The sequence below is a fragment of the Mycolicibacter sp. MU0083 genome, from assembly GCF_963378075.1.
GTDB lineage: Bacteria > Actinomycetota > Actinomycetes > Mycobacteriales > Mycobacteriaceae > Mycobacterium > Mycobacterium kokjensenii.
Genome location: NZ_OY726394.1, coordinates 955,355 through 971,028, shown reverse-complemented (window position 1 = coordinate 971,028; position 15,674 = coordinate 955,355). Strand labels below are relative to the sequence as shown.

Genomic DNA, 15,674 nt, shown 5'->3' with positions numbered 1-15,674 from the left:
TAAGCGGTGCGCCCGACGGCCCCGATTTGCGTTGCGGTGCAGGCGCTATACGTCGTGCAGGTCGGGGTCGGGCTCCAGATGGGTCAACCCGTTCCAGCACAGGTTGACCAGGTGCGCGGCCACCACTTCCTTCTTGGGTTCGCGCACGTCGAGCCACCACTGGGCGGTCATGGACACCGAACCGACCAGCGCCTGGGCGTACAGCGGCGCCGTCTCGGGATCCAGGCCGCGCTTGGCGAAGTCCCCGGCCAGGATCGACGACACCTGGCTGATCGCGTCGTTGAGCAGGGTGGAGTAGGTACCGGAGCTGATCGACGCCGGGGAGTCCCGGATCAGGATGCGGAAACCGTCGGTGTGCTCGTCGACGTAGGTCAGCAGTGCCAGCGCGACCCGCTCCACCCGCAACCGGGACTGGTTGTTGGTGGCCTTGGTCAGCGAGGTGGTGATGCCGTCCAGCAATGCCGACATCTCGCGGTCGACCACCACCGCGTAGAGGCCCTCTTTGCCGCCGAAGTGTTCGTACACCACGGGTTTGGACACGTTGGCGCGCTGCGCGATCTCCTCGATGGAGGTGCCTTCATAGCCGCGTTCGGCGAACAACGAGCGGGCGACGTCGATGAGTTGGTGACGACGCTCGCTCCCGGTCATCCGGGCGCGCGGCGCCCGACCGTCTTTGTCCAGACCAGCCACGCGACCAGGGTAGTCCTTTGCATTAGAGTCACAGGGCGAACACCGATCCGTCGTGGTGTAATCGGCAGCACCTCTGATTTTGGTTCAGATAGTTCAGGTTCGAGTCCTGGCGACGGAGCTCATGGTTTTACCGCAGTCTTTGCCGCGAACGTGCGCAGAGTGACAGGCTAGGCGGCGTGTCCACGCACAAACACGCACGCTCGCCCCAAGATGCCGTCATCGTCCTGGCGGCCGGGGCCGGCACCCGAATGGTCTCCGATACCCCCAAGGTGCTCCACGAGCTGGGCGGGCGCAGCATGTTGTCGCACTGCCTGCGCGCGGCCGCCGGCGTCGGCCCCCGTCACCTGGTGGTGGTGCTGGGGCACGCCCACGAACGCATCACCGGCCCGGTCGCCGAACTGGCGCAGGCACTGGACTTCCCCATCGACATCGCGCTGCAGGACCAGCAACTGGGCACCGGCCACGCGGTGCTGTGCGGACTGTCGGCGCTGCCGGCGGACTTCAGCGGCACCGTCGTGGTCACCTCCGGCGACATCCCGCTGCTGGACACCACCACCCTGCAGGCGCTGATCGACACCCATCGCGCCGCGCCGGCGGCGGTCACCGTGCTGACCACCACGCTGGCCGACCCCACCGGTTACGGCCGGATCCTGCATACCCAGGACGGTGAAGTCACCGCGATCGTCGAGCAGGCCGACGCCACCGAGTCCCAGCGCGAGATCCGCGAGGTCAACGCCGGTGTGTACGCCTTCGACATCGCCGCGCTGCGGTCCGCGCTGAGCCGGCTGGGATCGGACAACGCCCAGCACGAGCTCTATCTCACCGACGTGATCGGCATCGTCCGCGGCGACGGTCAGGTGGTGCACGCCCGCCACGTCGACGACGCGGCCCTGGTCGCCGGCGTCAACGACCGCGTGCAACTGTCGGATCTGGCCGGCGAACTCAACCGCCGGCTGATCGCCGCGCACCAGCGCGCCGGGGTCACCGTCGTCGACCCGGCCACCACCTGGATCGACGTCGACGTGACCATCGGGCGCGACACCACGATCGCACCCGGGACTCAACTGCTCGGCCGCACCGTGATCGGCGCGCACTGCGCGATCGGTCCGGACAGCACCCTGAGCGACGTCACCGTGGGCGATCACGCCTCGGTGATCCGCACCCACGCCACTTCGTCGTCGATCGGCGCCGGGGCCACCGTCGGGCCGTTCAGCTATCTGCGGCCGGGCACGGTGCTGGGCGCCGAGGGCAAACTGGGGGCGTTCGTCGAGACCAAGAACTCGACCATCGGGACCGGGACCAAGGTGCCGCATCTGACCTATGTCGGCGACGCCGACATCGGCGAGCACAGCAACATCGGCGCGTCCAGCGTCTTCGTCAACTACGACGGGCAGACCAAGCGGCGTACCACCGTCGGCTCGCACGTGCGCACCGGCTCGGACACCATGTTCGTCGCACCGGTCACCATCGGCGACGGGGCCTACACCGGTGCGGGAACCGTGGTCCGCAACGACGTGCCGCCGGGCGCGCTGGCGGTGTCGGCCGGTCCGCAGCGCAACATCGAGAACTGGGTGGCGCACAAGCGGCCCGGTAGCGCGGCCGCGGCCGCGGCCGAATCCGCGAAGACGGCCGCCGACGCCGACCGACCGGATCGATCATCGTGAGCTTGATCGCGTTGGGGCGGTCGAAGGCGAAATTCATCGACGGGCTACGTACCATAAGGCCCGAATTAACTCGACCGAGTTCCCAAATCTCCTACCGCGGGGGCAGCACGTGAGCCACGACTGGACAGACAACCGCAAGAACCTGATGCTCTTCGCAGGTCGTGCGCACCCCGAGCTGGCCGAACAGGTCGCCAAGGAACTCAACGTTCCGGTCACCGCCCAGACGGCACGCGACTTTGCCAACGGTGAGATCTTCGTGCGGTTCGACGAGTCGGTGCGCGGCTGCGACGCGTTCGTCCTGCAGTCGCACCCGGCACCGCTGAACCAGTGGCTGATGGAACAGCTGCTGATGATCGACGCGCTCAAGCGCGGCAGCGCCAAGCGCATCACCGCGATCCTGCCGTTCTACCCCTACGCCCGCCAGGACAAGAAGCACCGTGGCCGCGAGCCCATCTCGGCCCGTCTGGTGGCCGACCTGCTCAAGACCGCCGGCGCCGACCGGATCGTCACCGTGGACCTGCACACCGACCAGATCCAGGGCTTCTTCGACGGCCCGGTGGACCACATGCGGGCCCAGTCACTGCTGATCGGCTACATCAAGGAGAACTACGCCGACTCCGATGTCGTGGTGGTCTCCCCCGACTCGGGCCGGGTGCGCATCGCCGAGAAGTGGGCGGACTCCCTGGGCGGTGTGCCGCTCGCGTTCATCCACAAGACCCGTGACCCGATGGTGCCCAACCAGGTCAAGTCCAACCGTGTCGTCGGTGAGGTGGCCGGCAAGACCTGCGTGCTGATCGACGACATGATCGACACCGGCGGCACCATCGCCGCGGCGGTCAACCTGCTGCGCAACGACGGCGCCCGCGACGTGATCATCGCCGCCACCCACGGCGTGCTCAGCGACCCGGCCGCCGAGCGGCTGGCGGCGTGCGGGGCCAGCGAGGTGATCGTCACCAACACCCTGCCGGTCCCCGACGACAAGCGATTCCCGCAGTTGACCGTGCTCTCGATCGCCCCGCTGCTGGCCAGCACCATCCGGGCGGTGTTCGAGAACGGTTCGGTCACCGGCCTTTTCGATGGAGATGCCTGACATGACCGATGCAACGATCTACCACAACCCGCGCTGCTCCACCTCGCGCAAGACGCTGGAGTTGCTGCGCGAGAACGGTATCGAGCCGACCGTCGTCGAATACCTGAAGACCCCGCCGTCCCGGGCGGAGCTCGCGGAGATGATCGCCACCGCGGGGATCGGAGTGCGCGACGCGGTCCGCACCGGCGAGGCGGTCTACGCGGAGCTGAACCTGGCCGACGCCTCCGACGACGAGTTGCTCGACGCGATGGCCGCCAATCCGATCCTGATCCAGCGGCCGTTCGTGGTGACCGGCAACGGCACCCGGCTGGCCCGTCCGATTGACGCGGTCCGCGAGATACTGTGACCCCGCTGCGCTGGGCGACCGTGGCGTGGGCGTGCCTGGCCCTGGCCGGCACGGTTTCCGGCTGCGGCGCTAAAACGCCTGACTACCAATCGATCTGGTCCAACGGCACCACGACCACCACCTCGACGGAGCCCGAGGCGCCGGTGACCGTCGGGCGTTATCTGGAGGATCAGGGGGTGGTCGCCGAAGCGGTGGCGCCCGACGCCCCGACCGACCTGAGCGTGACGATCCCGACGCCGGCGGGCTGGACCCGCAAGCAGAGCTCACTGTTGCCCGATACCACCCTGGCGTTGGGCAAGGGCGAGAAGTATCCGCGGGCGATTCTGAGCGTGGTCAAGCTGACCGGGAACTTCGACTCCGGCGAGGCCATCAAACACGGCATCGTCGACGCCCAGCTCTCCCCGAAGTTCAAGCTGCTGGACGCCTCCAACGAGGACTACCAGGGCTTCCCGTCGTCGATGGTCCAAGGCACCTACGACATGGACGGCCAGCGCCTGCACAGCTGGTTCCGGATGGTGATCGCGACCGGCTCGGCACCGGCGGAGCAGCGTTACCTGGTGCAGTTGGCGGTGACCGCCCCGGCCGACGAAGCCCCCAAGCACGCCACCGACGTCGAGGCGATCATGAAGGGATTCAACGTCGCCGCGAAATAGGCCGCCCGGCCGCCGGCGCTTGTTACAGTGCGACGCACCTGCGGAAGGGAGTCTTGCAATGCCCGTGGTTCACCTGTCCCCGCTGCGGCTGGCCGGTTTCGGTCTGGTCGCCGCCGCCGTCGGCGTGCTGGCACCGGCCAGCGCGATCGCCGACCCGCAGCCCGGCTGCACGGCCGCCGACATGGCCAACGTCGCGGCCGGTGTCGCCGCGTCCACCTCCGGATACCTGCACGCGCATCCGGACGTCAACGCCTTCTACACCGAATTGCGGGACCGGCCCGACGACGAAGTGCCCGAAGCGATCCGGGGCTACTTCGCCGACAATCCCCAGGCGCACGCCGACCTGCGGGGGCTCCGCCAGCCGCTCGTCGAATTCCGCAACCGCTGCGGGGTGGCCGACCCCGGGCACCCGCTGCTGGACCAGTGATGGCCCGCCGGATCGCCGTCGCGGCGGCACTGGCCCTGACCGCGCTGCCCGCGGTCGTCGTCCCGACGGCCGGGACCGCCGAGGCGCAGGGCTGTGTCGGTGTGGGTCGCCGCGTCGTCGTCAGCCAGTGCAACAACCCCGCACCACCGCCGGCCTACTACGCGCCCCTGCCCGAAGACGTGCCACCTCCCCCGCCCCCGCCACCGCCCACCACGTGTGTGGGCTACAACGGGCGGTGGGTGCACACCAGCAACTGCCATTAGGTCCGCGCCGATCACTAGGGTGAAGCCATGAGCTCCTGGACCGCCGCAGATCTGCCCTCGTTCGCCGGCCGCAGCGTCATCGTCACCGGCGCCAACAGCGGTCTGGGAGCCGTGACCGCCCGGGAACTGGCCCGAGTGGGCGCCCAAGTCACCCTGGCCGTCCGCAACACCGCCAAGGGCCGCGAGGCCGCGGCCGCCATGCCCGGCGACGTCACGGTGCGCGCCCTGGACCTGGCGGATCTGGCCTCGGTGCGCCGGTTCGCCGAGGAGACGGCGGGCGTGGACGTGCTGATCAACAACGCCGGCATCATGGCGGTGCCCTACGCCCGGACCGTCGACGGCTTCGAGAGCCAGATCGGCACCAACCACCTGGGGCATTTCGCCCTGACCAACCTGCTGTTGCCCAAGATCACCGACCGGGTGGTGACGGTGTCGTCGACCATGCACCGGATCGGCTACATCAGCCTCAAGGACCTGAACTGGCAGACGCGCCGCTACTCGGCCTGGCTGGCCTACGGCCAGTCCAAACTGGCCAACCTGCTGTTCACCAGTGAGCTGCAACGCCGGCTGGTGTCGGCCGGCTCGCCGCTGCGCGCGCTGGCGGCACACCCCGGCTACTCGAGCACCAACCTGCAGGGCCACACCGGCAATCGGGTCGCGGACGCGCTGACCCGCGCGATCGGCAACGGCCTGCTGGCCACCTCCGCGGATTTCGGGGCACGGCAGACGCTGTATGCGGCGTCGCAGGAGCTGTCCGGCAACACCTATGTGGGGCCGCGGTTCGGCATCGTCGGCCGCACCGGGTCGGTGGGCCGCAGCCTGCTGGCCAAACGCGGCGCCACCGCCGCCGGCCTGTGGGAACTGTCCGAGCAGCTCACCGGGGCACGATTTCAGCTCTGAGGCGCCGATGCGCTAGCCTGACCAGGCGTCACGGCGAGGGCGGCCGGTGATTTCGGCTGCCGTTATCGACGAGGACCTCACTTCGATGGTTGTCGCGATCTGGCCGTGCCCTATGCACGCCACAGCAACCGAGGAGTCTCCGATGGCACAAGCCCCCACCACCAACCAGCTCACCGTCTCCGTGCGGACCGAGACCGGCAAGGGCGCCTCGCGCCGCGCCCGCCGCGACGGCAAGGTTCCCGCGGTCCTCTACGGCCACGGCACCGAACCGCGGCACCTGGAGCTGCCGGCCCGCGAATTGGCGGCCGTGCTGCGGCACTCCGGCACCAACGCGGTGCTCGCCCTGGACATCGAGGGCACCGAGCAGTTGGCGCTGACCAAGGCCCTGGACGTCCACCCGATCCGCCGGACCATCCAGCACGTCGACCTGCTGGTGGTGCGCCGCGGCGAGAAGGTCATCGTCGAGGTCAACGTGGTCGTCGAGGGCGACGCCTCCCCCGGCACCCTGGTCACCCTGGACGCCACCACCGTGGAGATCGAAGCCGAGGCGCTGTCGATCCCCGAGCAGCTGACCGTCTCCATCGAAGGTGCGGAAGCCGGCACCCAGATCACCGCCGCCGACATCGCACTGCCCGAGGGCGTCACCATGATCTCCGACCCGGAGTGGCTGCTGGTCAACGTGATCGAGGCGCCGAAGGCCGAGGAGGCGGAAGAGGAAGCCGCCGCCGAGGCCGACGCGGACGCCGAGTCCGAGTAAGCCGAGCGCAGCGTGGCCGAGTCACCGCCGGTACTGGTGGTCGGCCTGGGCAATCCGGGTCCGAATTACGCACGCACCCGGCACAACGTGGGCTACCTGGTCGTCGACCTGCTCGCCGAGCGGATCGGGTCGACGTTCAAGTTGCACAAGAAATCCGGAGCCGACGTGGCCACCGGGCGCCTGAGCGGGCGCCCGGTGGTGTTGGCCCGGCCACGCTGCTACATGAACGAGTCGGGCCGCCAGGTTGGCCCACTGGCCAAGTTCTACTCCGTGCCGCCGCAGGGTCTGGTGGTGATCCACGACGACCTCGACCTGGACTTCGGCCGGATCCGGCTCAAGCAGGGCGGCGGCGAGGGCGGCCACAACGGTCTGCGGTCGATCGCGCACACATTGGGCAGCAAGGACTTTCAGCGCGTACGGCTGGGAATCGGCCGACCGCCCGGCCGGCAGGATCCGGCGGCTTACGTGCTGCAGGCGTTCGCCGCGCGGGAGCGCGACGAACTGCCCACCATCTACGAGCAGACCGCCGACGCCACCGAGATGCTGATCGAGCTGGGACTCGAACCCGCGCAGAACGTCGTGCACGCCTGGGGTTGACCGGCGCGAGGCACCGGGCCGGGCTGGGCTGAGCTAGGTGACCAGCTCGATGGAGTTGGCCCGGCGCAGCTTGCCCGACGGGGTCTTGGGGATGGTCCCCGGCCCGAGCACCACCACGTTTCGCGGCCGCACGTCGACCTCGGTGACCACCTCGTGCGCCACCTGGTGCTCGATGCGCCGCACCTCGACGGGATCCTGCCAGGCGTTGGACTCCACCGCGACGGCGAAGGTCTCGCGGGAGTGCCCGGCGTCCAGGCGCACCGCCACCGCACAACCCGGCCGCACGCCCTCGACCTTGCCCGCGGCCCGCTCGATGTCGGTCGGGTAGATGTTGCGCCCACCCATGATGATGACGTCCTTGACCCGGCCGCAGACCACCACGTGGCCGTTCTCCATCTGGTAGCCCAGGTCGCCGGTGTCGTACCAGCCGTTCTCGTCCTGCGCGGGCAGGAAGCCCGCCATGGTCAGGTAGCCGGAGGTCACCGACTCGCCGCGCAACTGGATGACCCCGACCCCGCGGGCCGGCAGCACCGCACCGTGCTCGTCGACGATCCGGATCTCGATACCGTCGAGCAGCGGGCCCAACGACGCCAGCCGCCGGGTGTTGCCGCGGGTGGCGGGAACCGCGCGGTGCAGCGCGGCCAGCAGGTCGGCGTCGACCTCGTCGACGTACAGACCGGTCTCCACCGGCGTGAACGCGGTGGCCAGCACCGTCTCGGCCATCCCGTAGACCGGCATGATGGCTTCGGGCTTGAGCCCGAACGGCTTACCGGCGTCGATCAGGTCCTCGACGTCGGCGGGGTCGACCGGTTCGGCGCCCGACATCGCGATCCGCAACGTGGACAGGTCGAACTGCCCGGGCTGCGCCTGCCGGCGTAACCGCTTGGCGAACAGCGCGTAGGCGAAGTTGGGGCCGCAGATGAAGGTGCCCTTGTACTTGTCGACCAGCTTGGCCCAGAGCAGGGTGTCGCGCAGGAAGTCCATCGGGGTGATCTTGACCAGCTCGGCGCCGAAATACATCGGCGTGGTCAGGAAGCCGACCATGCCCATGTCGTGGAAGCACGGCAGCCAGCTGATCATGACGTCTTTGTCGATGTCGTACTTGGCGCCGACGAACATCGCCTCGAGGTTCGCGTGGATGTTGCCGTGCGTGATCAGCACGGCCTTCGGCGATCCGGTCGAGCCGGAGGTCAGCTGCATCAGCGCCAGATCGTCCTCGTCGGCCTCCACCGGGTCGATCGGCTCGTGGGCCAGCAGTTCCGAGACGGTCAGAACCTTCAGCCCCTTCTCCTGCAGCACCGGCATGGCCGCCATGAACGGTTCGGAGATGATGACGGCCTTGGCGTCGATCATGTCGACGACGGTCATGGTGTCCTTGGCCCATACCGCTAGGTCGGTGCGCGGGGTGGGCTGGTGCAGCATCGTCAGGCTGGCCGCCCGCATCCACAGTGCCTGCGCCGACGGGGCGATCTCCACCGGAGCCCCGGCCAGCACCCCGACCGCGTCTCCGCGACCGATGCCGGCCGCGGCCAGGCCGCCGGCGATGCGGCGGGCACGCTCGTGCACCTGGCCCCAGGTGTGCCGGACCGGCTCATGGGGTTCGCCGGTGACCATGCCCTTCGTGGACTCGCGGGCACTGCGGTACATCTTGTCGGTAAACCTGCTCACGACGGCCTCCTAGCCGGCACTACTTTCGGGCTTAATTTCATGCTCCACCTGCTGGAGTCCACTTCGCGAGAGGCACGCGCGCACGATTCGGCGGCGGTTGCATCTCGATCCCGTAATGAACGGTCCACCAGGTCACCACACTTCCGGGTGGCAGGACTGTCGTGGCCGCAACTAATCACCGCGAGCTATCTTAAACTTCTCTTAATCAGGGGGCAAATCCTCGCCCGATTCCGTGCCGTTAGGCGCCGCTGACCGAGGACGGCACCACCCGGGCGCCGTAGACCGGGCCGCTGGCCACCCGCACCGCGCGTCCGGCCCCGAGGGTGGACAACTCCACGGCGACATCGGCCGCCGATGCCGCCGACGTGCACAGGAACGCGCAGGTCGGGCCGGAGCCCGACACCACGCCGGCCAGCGCACCCGCCTCCACGCCGGCCCGCAGGGTGCGACGCAGCGCCGGGTTGAGGCTGATCGCGGCCGCCTGCAGGTCGTTGCCGAGCAGACCCGCCAACTGCTGCGGGTCACCGGCCGCCAGCGCCGCCAGCACCGGTTCGGGCTCGCCGGACTCCGGCAGGGTGCGCCCGGTATCGCGCAACCGGTCCAGTTCGGCGAAGACCGCCGGGGTGGACAGCCCGCCGTCGGCGAACGCCAGCACCCAGTGAAACGTCTCCCGGGTCAGCACGGTCGCCAGTTCCTCACCGCGGCCGGTGCCCAATGCGGTACCGCCGTGCAGGGCGAACGGCACGTCACTGCCCAGTCGGGCGGCCAACGCGTGCAGGTCGCGGCGCGGCACACCCAGTTCCCAGAGCACGTTCATCCCGACCAGCACGGCCGCCGCGTCCGCACTGCCCCCGGCCATGCCGCCGGCCACCGGAATGGACTTGTCGATCGTGATCGCCACATCCGGCGCGCGGCCGACGTGCTCGGCCATCAACTCGGCGGCCCGCCACGCCAGGTTGCGGTCGTCGACGGGCAGCACGTCGGCGCCCTCACCGGTGATCTGCAGCGACAGCACGTCGGCGTCGCGGACGGTGACCTCGTCGACCAGTGAGACCGCGTGGAACACCGTGGTCAGCTCGTGGTAGCCGTCGGCGCGGCGGTCACCGACGGCCAGATACAGGTTGAGCTTTCCCGGTACCCGCACCGTCACCGAACCGGTCGGGGACCATTCGGTGGCGGCACTGCCGTCGGATGCGGTCACGCCGATGACACTAGCGGTCTCCGGCGCACCCGCACCCGGGCTCCGTCGCCCCGGCCCGCCCCGATCAGGAGAACAGGTCGGAGAAGTCGGCGCTGATGCTGCTGAAGGCGCCCATCAAGACCTCCACCTCGAACCCGCCGGCCATGGTCACCAACCCGGTGGTGGCCGCCAGCGGCATCCCGATCGCACCCAGCAGATCGCCGTCCATGAGTTCGTTGACGAACAGGCTCGTGGCGTAGGCGGGCAGGGTGGTCAGCAGGGCGTTGACGATGTCGGCGGTCGGCAGCAGCGTCGCGTACAGCGTCGCCGCAGCGCTGGTGAACGTGTTGACGATCTCCATCAGGCTCGGCATGGTGAAGTCCGCGGCGCTGCCCGCGTCGAAGCCCAGCAGGTCCGCCGCACTGGATGCCGACATGTTCTCCAGGTCGGCGAGGAAGTCGTTCCAGCCCTGCTCCACGCCGTTGCCCAGTGCGGTCAACACCTCCATGGGGTCGACGTCCGGGAACAGCCCGAACGGGGTGGCGACGTCCGCCGGTCCCTGGTCCCAGCCGTGTTCGATGTTGCCGTAACCGAGGTTGATCAGCACCCGCAGCGCCGGCTGCAACAGGTCGGCGAACGCGTTGCCGAATGCGTTGCCGCGCAGCAGCTGCAGCAACGGCAGGTCCTCGGTCGGGATCATGAAGTACTGGTTGCTGCCCCCGGTGACGTCGAGCTCGATGGCGCTGGCCAACTGCTCATCGGTGAGCGCCGGGTAGGTGCCGTGGATGAACATGATGCCCAGGAAGGCGTTGAGGTCGGCCAGGAAGTTCAGCGGATACTTCGGGAAGTCGGCGAAGCCGTCGTACTCCTGGATGTAGTTGGCCGTCTCCCACGGCGTGTCCGACGGCGCGGCACCGCTGAACGAGACACCGAGGCTGGGCAGGGACAGCGGGACGCCGGGCACGTCGAAGCGGGACAGCAGGCCGCCGTTGGGGTTGGCCGGGCTGCCCAGCGTCACGAAGGACAGCTGGTCGGAGGTCGGGGCCTGGTCACCCATCGCCAGCAGTTGGTCCATCACCAGGCCGTTGATGACACCGCTCTGCGAATAGCCGACCACCACCAGGTCGTTGCCCTTGGCCGTCTCTTCGATGATCTTCTGGTACAGAATCGTGGAACCCTGCTCCAGCGAATTGTCCAGCGTCAGGGTCTTCACCCCGGTGAGCGGGTAGAGCCCCTCGGGGGTGAACAGCGGGTTGACGGCGTCCACCGGGAAGCTGGGCTGACCGTCGAACTTCGGGGTGGCCGGGTCCACGAACCGGTCGGTGAGGGCCTCCAAGTACTGCGGCGGGGGGATCGGCAGCCCACTGCCGCCCATGATCCACGACTCGGTGTCCAGCAGGGTGGTGTCGGCCACCAGCGTCTTGAGGTTCCCCGCCAGACCGGGCGCCACCGCCGGGCCGATTCCCAGCGCGGTGAAGGCGGCCGCGGCCAGCGACACCGCCCCGAGCGAACGCAGGTTCTTGCTGGACAGAGTCATCATGACGGCCTCCCGAGACGATGTATGTGGCGTTGATTATCACTCCGCGCCAGCGGAATGCCATCTATTTTTTGCCATTTAATCATGTTCTTCTCAGGTTTCTGTGAGGCCTCGCTATCGGCGCCGAAACCGGGGCCGGCCGCCCTAGCCTTGGCCCATGAACGGCGCCCCCACCGATCTCGGCGGCTATCGGGTCGACCGCGAGATCGGGCGCGGCGGACACGCGCGGGTGTACCGCGCCCATCACCCCGACGATCCGGACCGGCCGGTGGCACTGAAGATCCTCGACGAAGCCCACCGCATCCCGGCCGAACACGACCGGTTGGACCGCGAGTTCGGCTTCGCCGCCGAACTCGCCCACCCCCACGTCGTCGCGGTCCACCGCCACGGCCCGCACTGGTTGGCCATGCAGTACGTCGACGGCGGCAACGCGACCGGCCTGCGGACCGTCGCCGACAAACTGCTCGTCGTAGCCCAGATCGCGGACGCGCTCGACTACGCCCACCGGCGGGGCATCGTGCACGGCGACGTCAAACCCGCCAACATCCTGATCGCCGCGGACCTGCTTCGCGGCGGCGCGGTACTCATCGATTTCGGGGCGGCCCACGCCGTCGTCGACGACGTGTGGAAGCGGCGGCCCGCCCCCGAGGTCTCGCTGCCCTACACCGCCCCCGAATTGCTGTGCGGCCGGGCACCCACGGCGGCCACCGACGAATACGCGCTGGCCTGCACCGCCGTCGAGTTGTTGACCGGGACGCCGCCGTTCACCGCGCAAAGCGCGGCGGACCTGATGAACGCGCACCTGCGACTGCTGCCGCCGCCGGTCTCGGCGACGCTCGGGCCGGCCGCACGCGGCGCCGACGTGGTGCTGCAACGCGCCTTGGCGAAGTTCCCCGCGCGCCGCTACCGGTCCTGTTCGGAGTTCGCCGACGAGTTGTCGGCCGCACTGGCGCGGCCGCCCGGCCCCTCCCAGACCTGAAGCAGGCGGACGAAGTCCGTTATCGCCAGGGTCTCGCCGCGCCGCATCGGATCGATACCGGCGGCCTGGAGCCAGTCGGCCGAGGCCGCACCCGAACCGGCCCAGTCGGCGAACGCGTTGCGGGAGGTCTTGCGCCGCTGCGCGAACGCGATGTCGATCAGCGCGAACACCCGCCTGCGGAAGTCACCGTCGTCCGGCCACGGCGCGGCCTGGTACCGATCGATGCGCACCAACCCGGAATTCACCCTCGGCACCGGCCAGAACACGCTCGGCGGCACCGTCCCGCACCGGCGCACGGTCCCGAAGAATCGGGCCTTGGCACTGGGCACGCCGTAGTCCTTGCCGCCGGGTTCGGCCGCCAGTCGCTCGGCCACCTCCAGCTGCACCATCACCATCACGGTGCGGATCGAGTCGAACTCGGCCAGCAGGTGCAGCAGGGCCGGCACCGCGACGTTGTAGGGCAGGTTCGCCACCACCGCTGTCGGCGCGGTCGCCACCTCGTCGCGGCGCAGCGTCAAGACGTCCCTGCCGAGTACGTCGAGTCGGCCCGCGGCGTCGGGCGCATGGTCGGCGACGGTCCGGGGCAGCCGGGCCGCCAGCACCGGATCCTTCTCCACCGCGATCACCGTCGGCCCGTGCTCGAGCAGCGCCAGGGTCAGGCTGCCCAGCCCGGGACCGACCTCCAAGACGTGGTCGTCGGCGGTGACACCCGCGCCGTCGACGATCCGGCGCACCGTGTTCGCGTCGTGAACGAAGTTCTGTCCCAGTGATTTCCGCGGCCGCAGGTCGAGTTCATCCGCCAGGGCCCTGATGTCACCGGCCCCGAGTAGCCCGATGGTCAGCGTCTCCCGCTGCAGACCGGCCAGGCACCCCAGCCCTGCCGGGCCTGGGTGACCTCCGCGATCGCGATCTGCTCCTCACGGGTGGCCAGGTCGGCCCGCGGCGCATACTTCAGGCCGCCGTTGGCGATCCAGGTGCCGTAGTCGAACTGCACTCCGCCGTAGAACCCGTTGCCGGTGTTGATCGACCAGTTGTTGTGCGATTCGCACGCGGCGATCCGGTCCCAGGCCGCACCGTAAATCGACGGCGGCACTTCGGTTCCCGGCTTGGTACCGACCCGCAGCACCGAATCGCGGGCGGGATCGACGACCGTGTTGGACACCGGCAGCCGGCCGGTCTCGGCGCCGTTGACGGTGGCCACCGAATAGGTGACGTCCTGGGTGCCGGGGGTGCCCGGGTCTTCGACGACCTGCCGGCTGATGTTCATCGTGGGGTCTTCGACGCGGCGGGCGTTCGGCGGCAGCGGCACCCGCTCGGTGACCTGCTCGACGCGGATCCTCGTCACGTGGATCTGCATACCCTCGGTCACCGGGGTGGCGGCCGCCGGGATGACCTTGTCACCCTGCTCGAGCGGGGTGCCTTCGGCCGCCAGCAGCTCACCGACGTTCGGTGCGGCCCGACGCACCGTGCGGAACACCCCACCGTCGTCGATGGACACGTTCTTGGCACTGACCACCGGCAACGCCATCCCGGCCAGCGGCACCCGGCTACCGCGCGACGCCGCGGCCGGAGCATGGTCGGTCATCGACAACTGCGCCAGGGCCTCGTCGACGGAGAGCGCCGTCGTCCACACCTGCTCGGGCTCGCGACCGTCCAGGGACAGCTGCAACGGCCGACTGCGGCGGACGGTGATCGTCTCGGCGTCGTGCACCCGGGCATTGCGGGCCGGCACCACATCGTCGCGCTCACCGAGCCGGTAGCCGTTCTCGGCGACGACGTCGATCACCTTGGACCGCATGGTGGTGACGGTGACCGGGGTGCCGTCGACATCCAGTGTGACGGTCTTGGCACTGACGGCCGCGAAGCCGCCGGCAAAGGTCAGCACCAGCAACAACGCGCCGACCAGCATCCGCAGCATCGGCGACGGCGCCTGATGCAGCCTGGTCAAAGTGTTCAAGGTTAGCGACCTCACGACACGGCGATGGCGCCCTCGCGGCGCCCCGGTTTGATAACAGGACGGTAACGAACCCGTCGGCCGGCGGCAACCGAATGTGACCGGCCCGACCCTCAGTCCAACCCGTACACCCGCCGGGCGTTGCGGTTCGTGACCTGCGCCAGGTCGGTCGGGGATGCTCCCAGCAACTGCGCCAGCGCGTGGACAGTGTATGGCAGGCAGTAGGGCTCGTTGGGGGCGCCGCGATACGGGTGCGGCGTCAGGAACGGCGCATCGGTCTCCACCAGAAGCTGCTCATGCGGGATCAGGGCGGCAGCTTCACGCAGGTCACGGGCGTTCTTGAAGCTGACCGTGCCGGACAGGCTCAACATCCAGCCGGCGTCGACGCAGGTGTGAGCCATCTCCGGTCCGGACGAGAAGCAGTGGAAGATCACCGTCTCGGGGGCGCCCTCGGCGCGCAACACGTCCAGGACCGCGGCGTCGGCGTCGCGGTTGTGGATCATCAGCGGCTTGCCGGTGCGCTTGGCCAGGTCGATGTGCCAGGCGAAGGCCTCGCGCTGGGTGGCCGGGTCGGCGCAGCCCTCGAGGCGGCCGGGCCAGTACAGGTCCATGCCGGTCTCCCCGATCGCCACCACACGCGGGTGGGCCGCCAGATTCTCCAGTTCGGCGCGGGCCGCCTCGGTGAGCGCGTCCGCGCGGGTGGGGTGCAGGGCGACCGCGGCGTAGACCCGCTCGTCGGCGTCGGCGGCCTGCGTCACCCAGCGGGCCGAGGCCAGGTCGTCGGCGACGGTGATCGCCGCCTGCACACCGGCCGCGGCTGCCCGATCCATGATCTCGCGCACCGAGGCCGCATCGGTGGCGCCGCAGGCGTCGAGGTGGGTGTGCGCATCGACCAGCGGGCTCAGCGGCTCGGGTGCCGGTGGCGGAGTTTTGGCTGATCGTTTGGAACTCACCCGCACACAATAGGGT

The 15,674-nt window shown here is 69.3% G+C and carries 17 protein-coding genes and 1 tRNA gene; 11 read left to right on the top strand and 7 right to left on the bottom strand.

Going from position 1 to position 15,674, the window contains the following annotated elements; translation table 11 throughout:
• Nucleotides 1-45 precede the first annotated feature (45 nt).
• Nucleotides 46-648, bottom strand: coding sequence for a TetR/AcrR family transcriptional regulator (locus RCP38_RS04600; protein WP_308477059.1), 603 nt, complete (start codon nt 646-648; stop codon nt 46-48).
• An 88-nt stretch (nt 649-736) separates the two neighbouring features.
• On the opposite strand from RCP38_RS04600, the gene RCP38_RS04595 reads away from it, so the two are divergent.
• The 10 genes from RCP38_RS04595 to pth all read left to right on the top strand — a co-directional run bounded on the left by RCP38_RS04595 (nt 737) and on the right by pth (nt 7,387).
• Nucleotides 737-808: transfer RNA gene (locus RCP38_RS04595), tRNA-Gln, on the top strand.
• A 58-nt stretch (nt 809-866) separates the two neighbouring features.
• A complete protein-coding gene (gene glmU / locus RCP38_RS04590; RefSeq protein ID WP_308475830.1) occupies nt 867-2,354 on the top strand; it encodes a bifunctional UDP-N-acetylglucosamine diphosphorylase/glucosamine-1-phosphate N-acetyltransferase GlmU in 1,488 nt (495 codons plus the stop codon).
• Nucleotides 2,355-2,463: 109 nt separating this feature from the next.
• Nucleotides 2,464-3,444, top strand: coding sequence for a ribose-phosphate diphosphokinase (locus tag RCP38_RS04585; RefSeq protein ID WP_308475828.1), 981 nt, complete (start codon nt 2,464-2,466; stop codon nt 3,442-3,444).
• A gap of 1 nt (nt 3,445) precedes the next feature.
• Nucleotides 3,446-3,790, top strand: coding sequence for an arsenate reductase (glutaredoxin) (arsC, locus tag RCP38_RS04580; RefSeq protein ID WP_308475826.1), 345 nt, complete (start codon nt 3,446-3,448; stop codon nt 3,788-3,790).
• Nucleotides 3,787-4,443, top strand: a complete 657-nt coding sequence (locus tag RCP38_RS04575) for an LpqN/LpqT family lipoprotein (RefSeq protein ID WP_373692439.1) — start codon at nt 3,787-3,789, stop codon at nt 4,441-4,443. Before arsC ends, RCP38_RS04575 begins: the two co-directional genes overlap by 4 nt.
• A 58-nt stretch (nt 4,444-4,501) precedes the next feature.
• Nucleotides 4,502-4,870: a heme-binding protein gene (locus RCP38_RS04570; RefSeq protein WP_308475824.1), complete on the top strand. Its 369-nt coding sequence runs from the start codon at nt 4,502-4,504 to the stop codon at nt 4,868-4,870.
• Entirely contained in the window at nt 4,870-5,133 is a 264-nt protein-coding gene (locus RCP38_RS04565; protein WP_308475822.1) for a hypothetical protein, read from the top strand. Before RCP38_RS04570 ends, RCP38_RS04565 begins: the two co-directional genes overlap by 1 nt.
• Before the next feature lie 27 nt (nt 5,134-5,160).
• Nucleotides 5,161-6,033 (top strand): oxidoreductase, encoded by an 873-nt coding sequence (locus RCP38_RS04560; protein WP_308475820.1) that lies wholly within the window; start codon nt 5,161-5,163, stop codon nt 6,031-6,033.
• 142 nt (nt 6,034-6,175) lie between these two features.
• Nucleotides 6,176-6,790 (top strand): 50S ribosomal protein L25/general stress protein Ctc, encoded by a 615-nt coding sequence (locus RCP38_RS04555; RefSeq protein WP_308475818.1) that lies wholly within the window; start codon nt 6,176-6,178, stop codon nt 6,788-6,790.
• Between the two features lie 12 nt (nt 6,791-6,802).
• Complete coding sequence (pth, locus tag RCP38_RS04550) at nt 6,803-7,387, top strand: aminoacyl-tRNA hydrolase (RefSeq protein WP_308475817.1); 585 nt, start codon at nt 6,803-6,805, stop codon at nt 7,385-7,387.
• Nucleotides 7,388-7,420: 33 nt separating this feature from the next.
• Here the strand turns inward: pth and RCP38_RS04545 are convergent, their stop codons facing one another.
• The 3 genes from RCP38_RS04545 to RCP38_RS04535 form a co-directional block, all read right to left on the bottom strand.
• Entirely contained in the window at nt 7,421-9,055 is a 1,635-nt protein-coding gene (locus tag RCP38_RS04545; RefSeq protein WP_308475816.1) for a fatty acyl-AMP ligase, read from the bottom strand.
• A 238-nt stretch (nt 9,056-9,293) separates the two neighbouring features.
• Nucleotides 9,294-10,256: a 4-(cytidine 5'-diphospho)-2-C-methyl-D-erythritol kinase gene (locus RCP38_RS04540; protein WP_308475815.1), complete on the bottom strand. Its 963-nt coding sequence runs from the start codon at nt 10,254-10,256 to the stop codon at nt 9,294-9,296.
• Between the two features lie 64 nt (nt 10,257-10,320).
• A complete protein-coding gene (locus tag RCP38_RS04535; protein ID WP_308475814.1) occupies nt 10,321-11,775 on the bottom strand; it encodes a PE-PPE domain-containing protein in 1,455 nt (484 codons plus the stop codon).
• A gap of 154 nt (nt 11,776-11,929) precedes the next feature.
• Here RCP38_RS04535 and RCP38_RS04530 point away from each other — a divergent pair, with 154 nt between their 5' ends.
• Nucleotides 11,930-12,751, top strand: coding sequence for a serine/threonine-protein kinase (locus RCP38_RS04530; protein ID WP_308475813.1), 822 nt, complete (start codon nt 11,930-11,932; stop codon nt 12,749-12,751).
• On the opposite strand, the gene rsmA is transcribed toward RCP38_RS04530, so the two are convergent.
• The 3 genes from rsmA to RCP38_RS04515 form a co-directional block, all read right to left on the bottom strand.
• Nucleotides 12,676-13,617, bottom strand: a complete 942-nt coding sequence (gene rsmA, locus RCP38_RS04525; RefSeq protein WP_373692496.1) for a 16S rRNA (adenine(1518)-N(6)/adenine(1519)-N(6))-dimethyltransferase RsmA — start codon at nt 13,615-13,617, stop codon at nt 12,676-12,678. The genes RCP38_RS04530 and rsmA overlap by 76 nt on opposite strands.
• Nucleotides 13,590-14,708 carry a resuscitation-promoting factor gene (locus RCP38_RS04520; protein WP_308475812.1) on the bottom strand — a complete coding sequence of 373 codons (1,119 nt, stop codon included), beginning with the start codon at nt 14,706-14,708 and terminating at the stop codon, nt 13,590-13,592. Before RCP38_RS04520 ends, rsmA begins: the two co-directional genes overlap by 28 nt.
• A gap of 110 nt (nt 14,709-14,818) precedes the next feature.
• Nucleotides 14,819-15,664 (bottom strand): TatD family hydrolase, encoded by an 846-nt coding sequence (locus tag RCP38_RS04515; RefSeq protein ID WP_308475811.1) that lies wholly within the window; start codon nt 15,662-15,664, stop codon nt 14,819-14,821.
• Between the last annotated feature and the right edge of the window lie 10 nt (nt 15,665-15,674).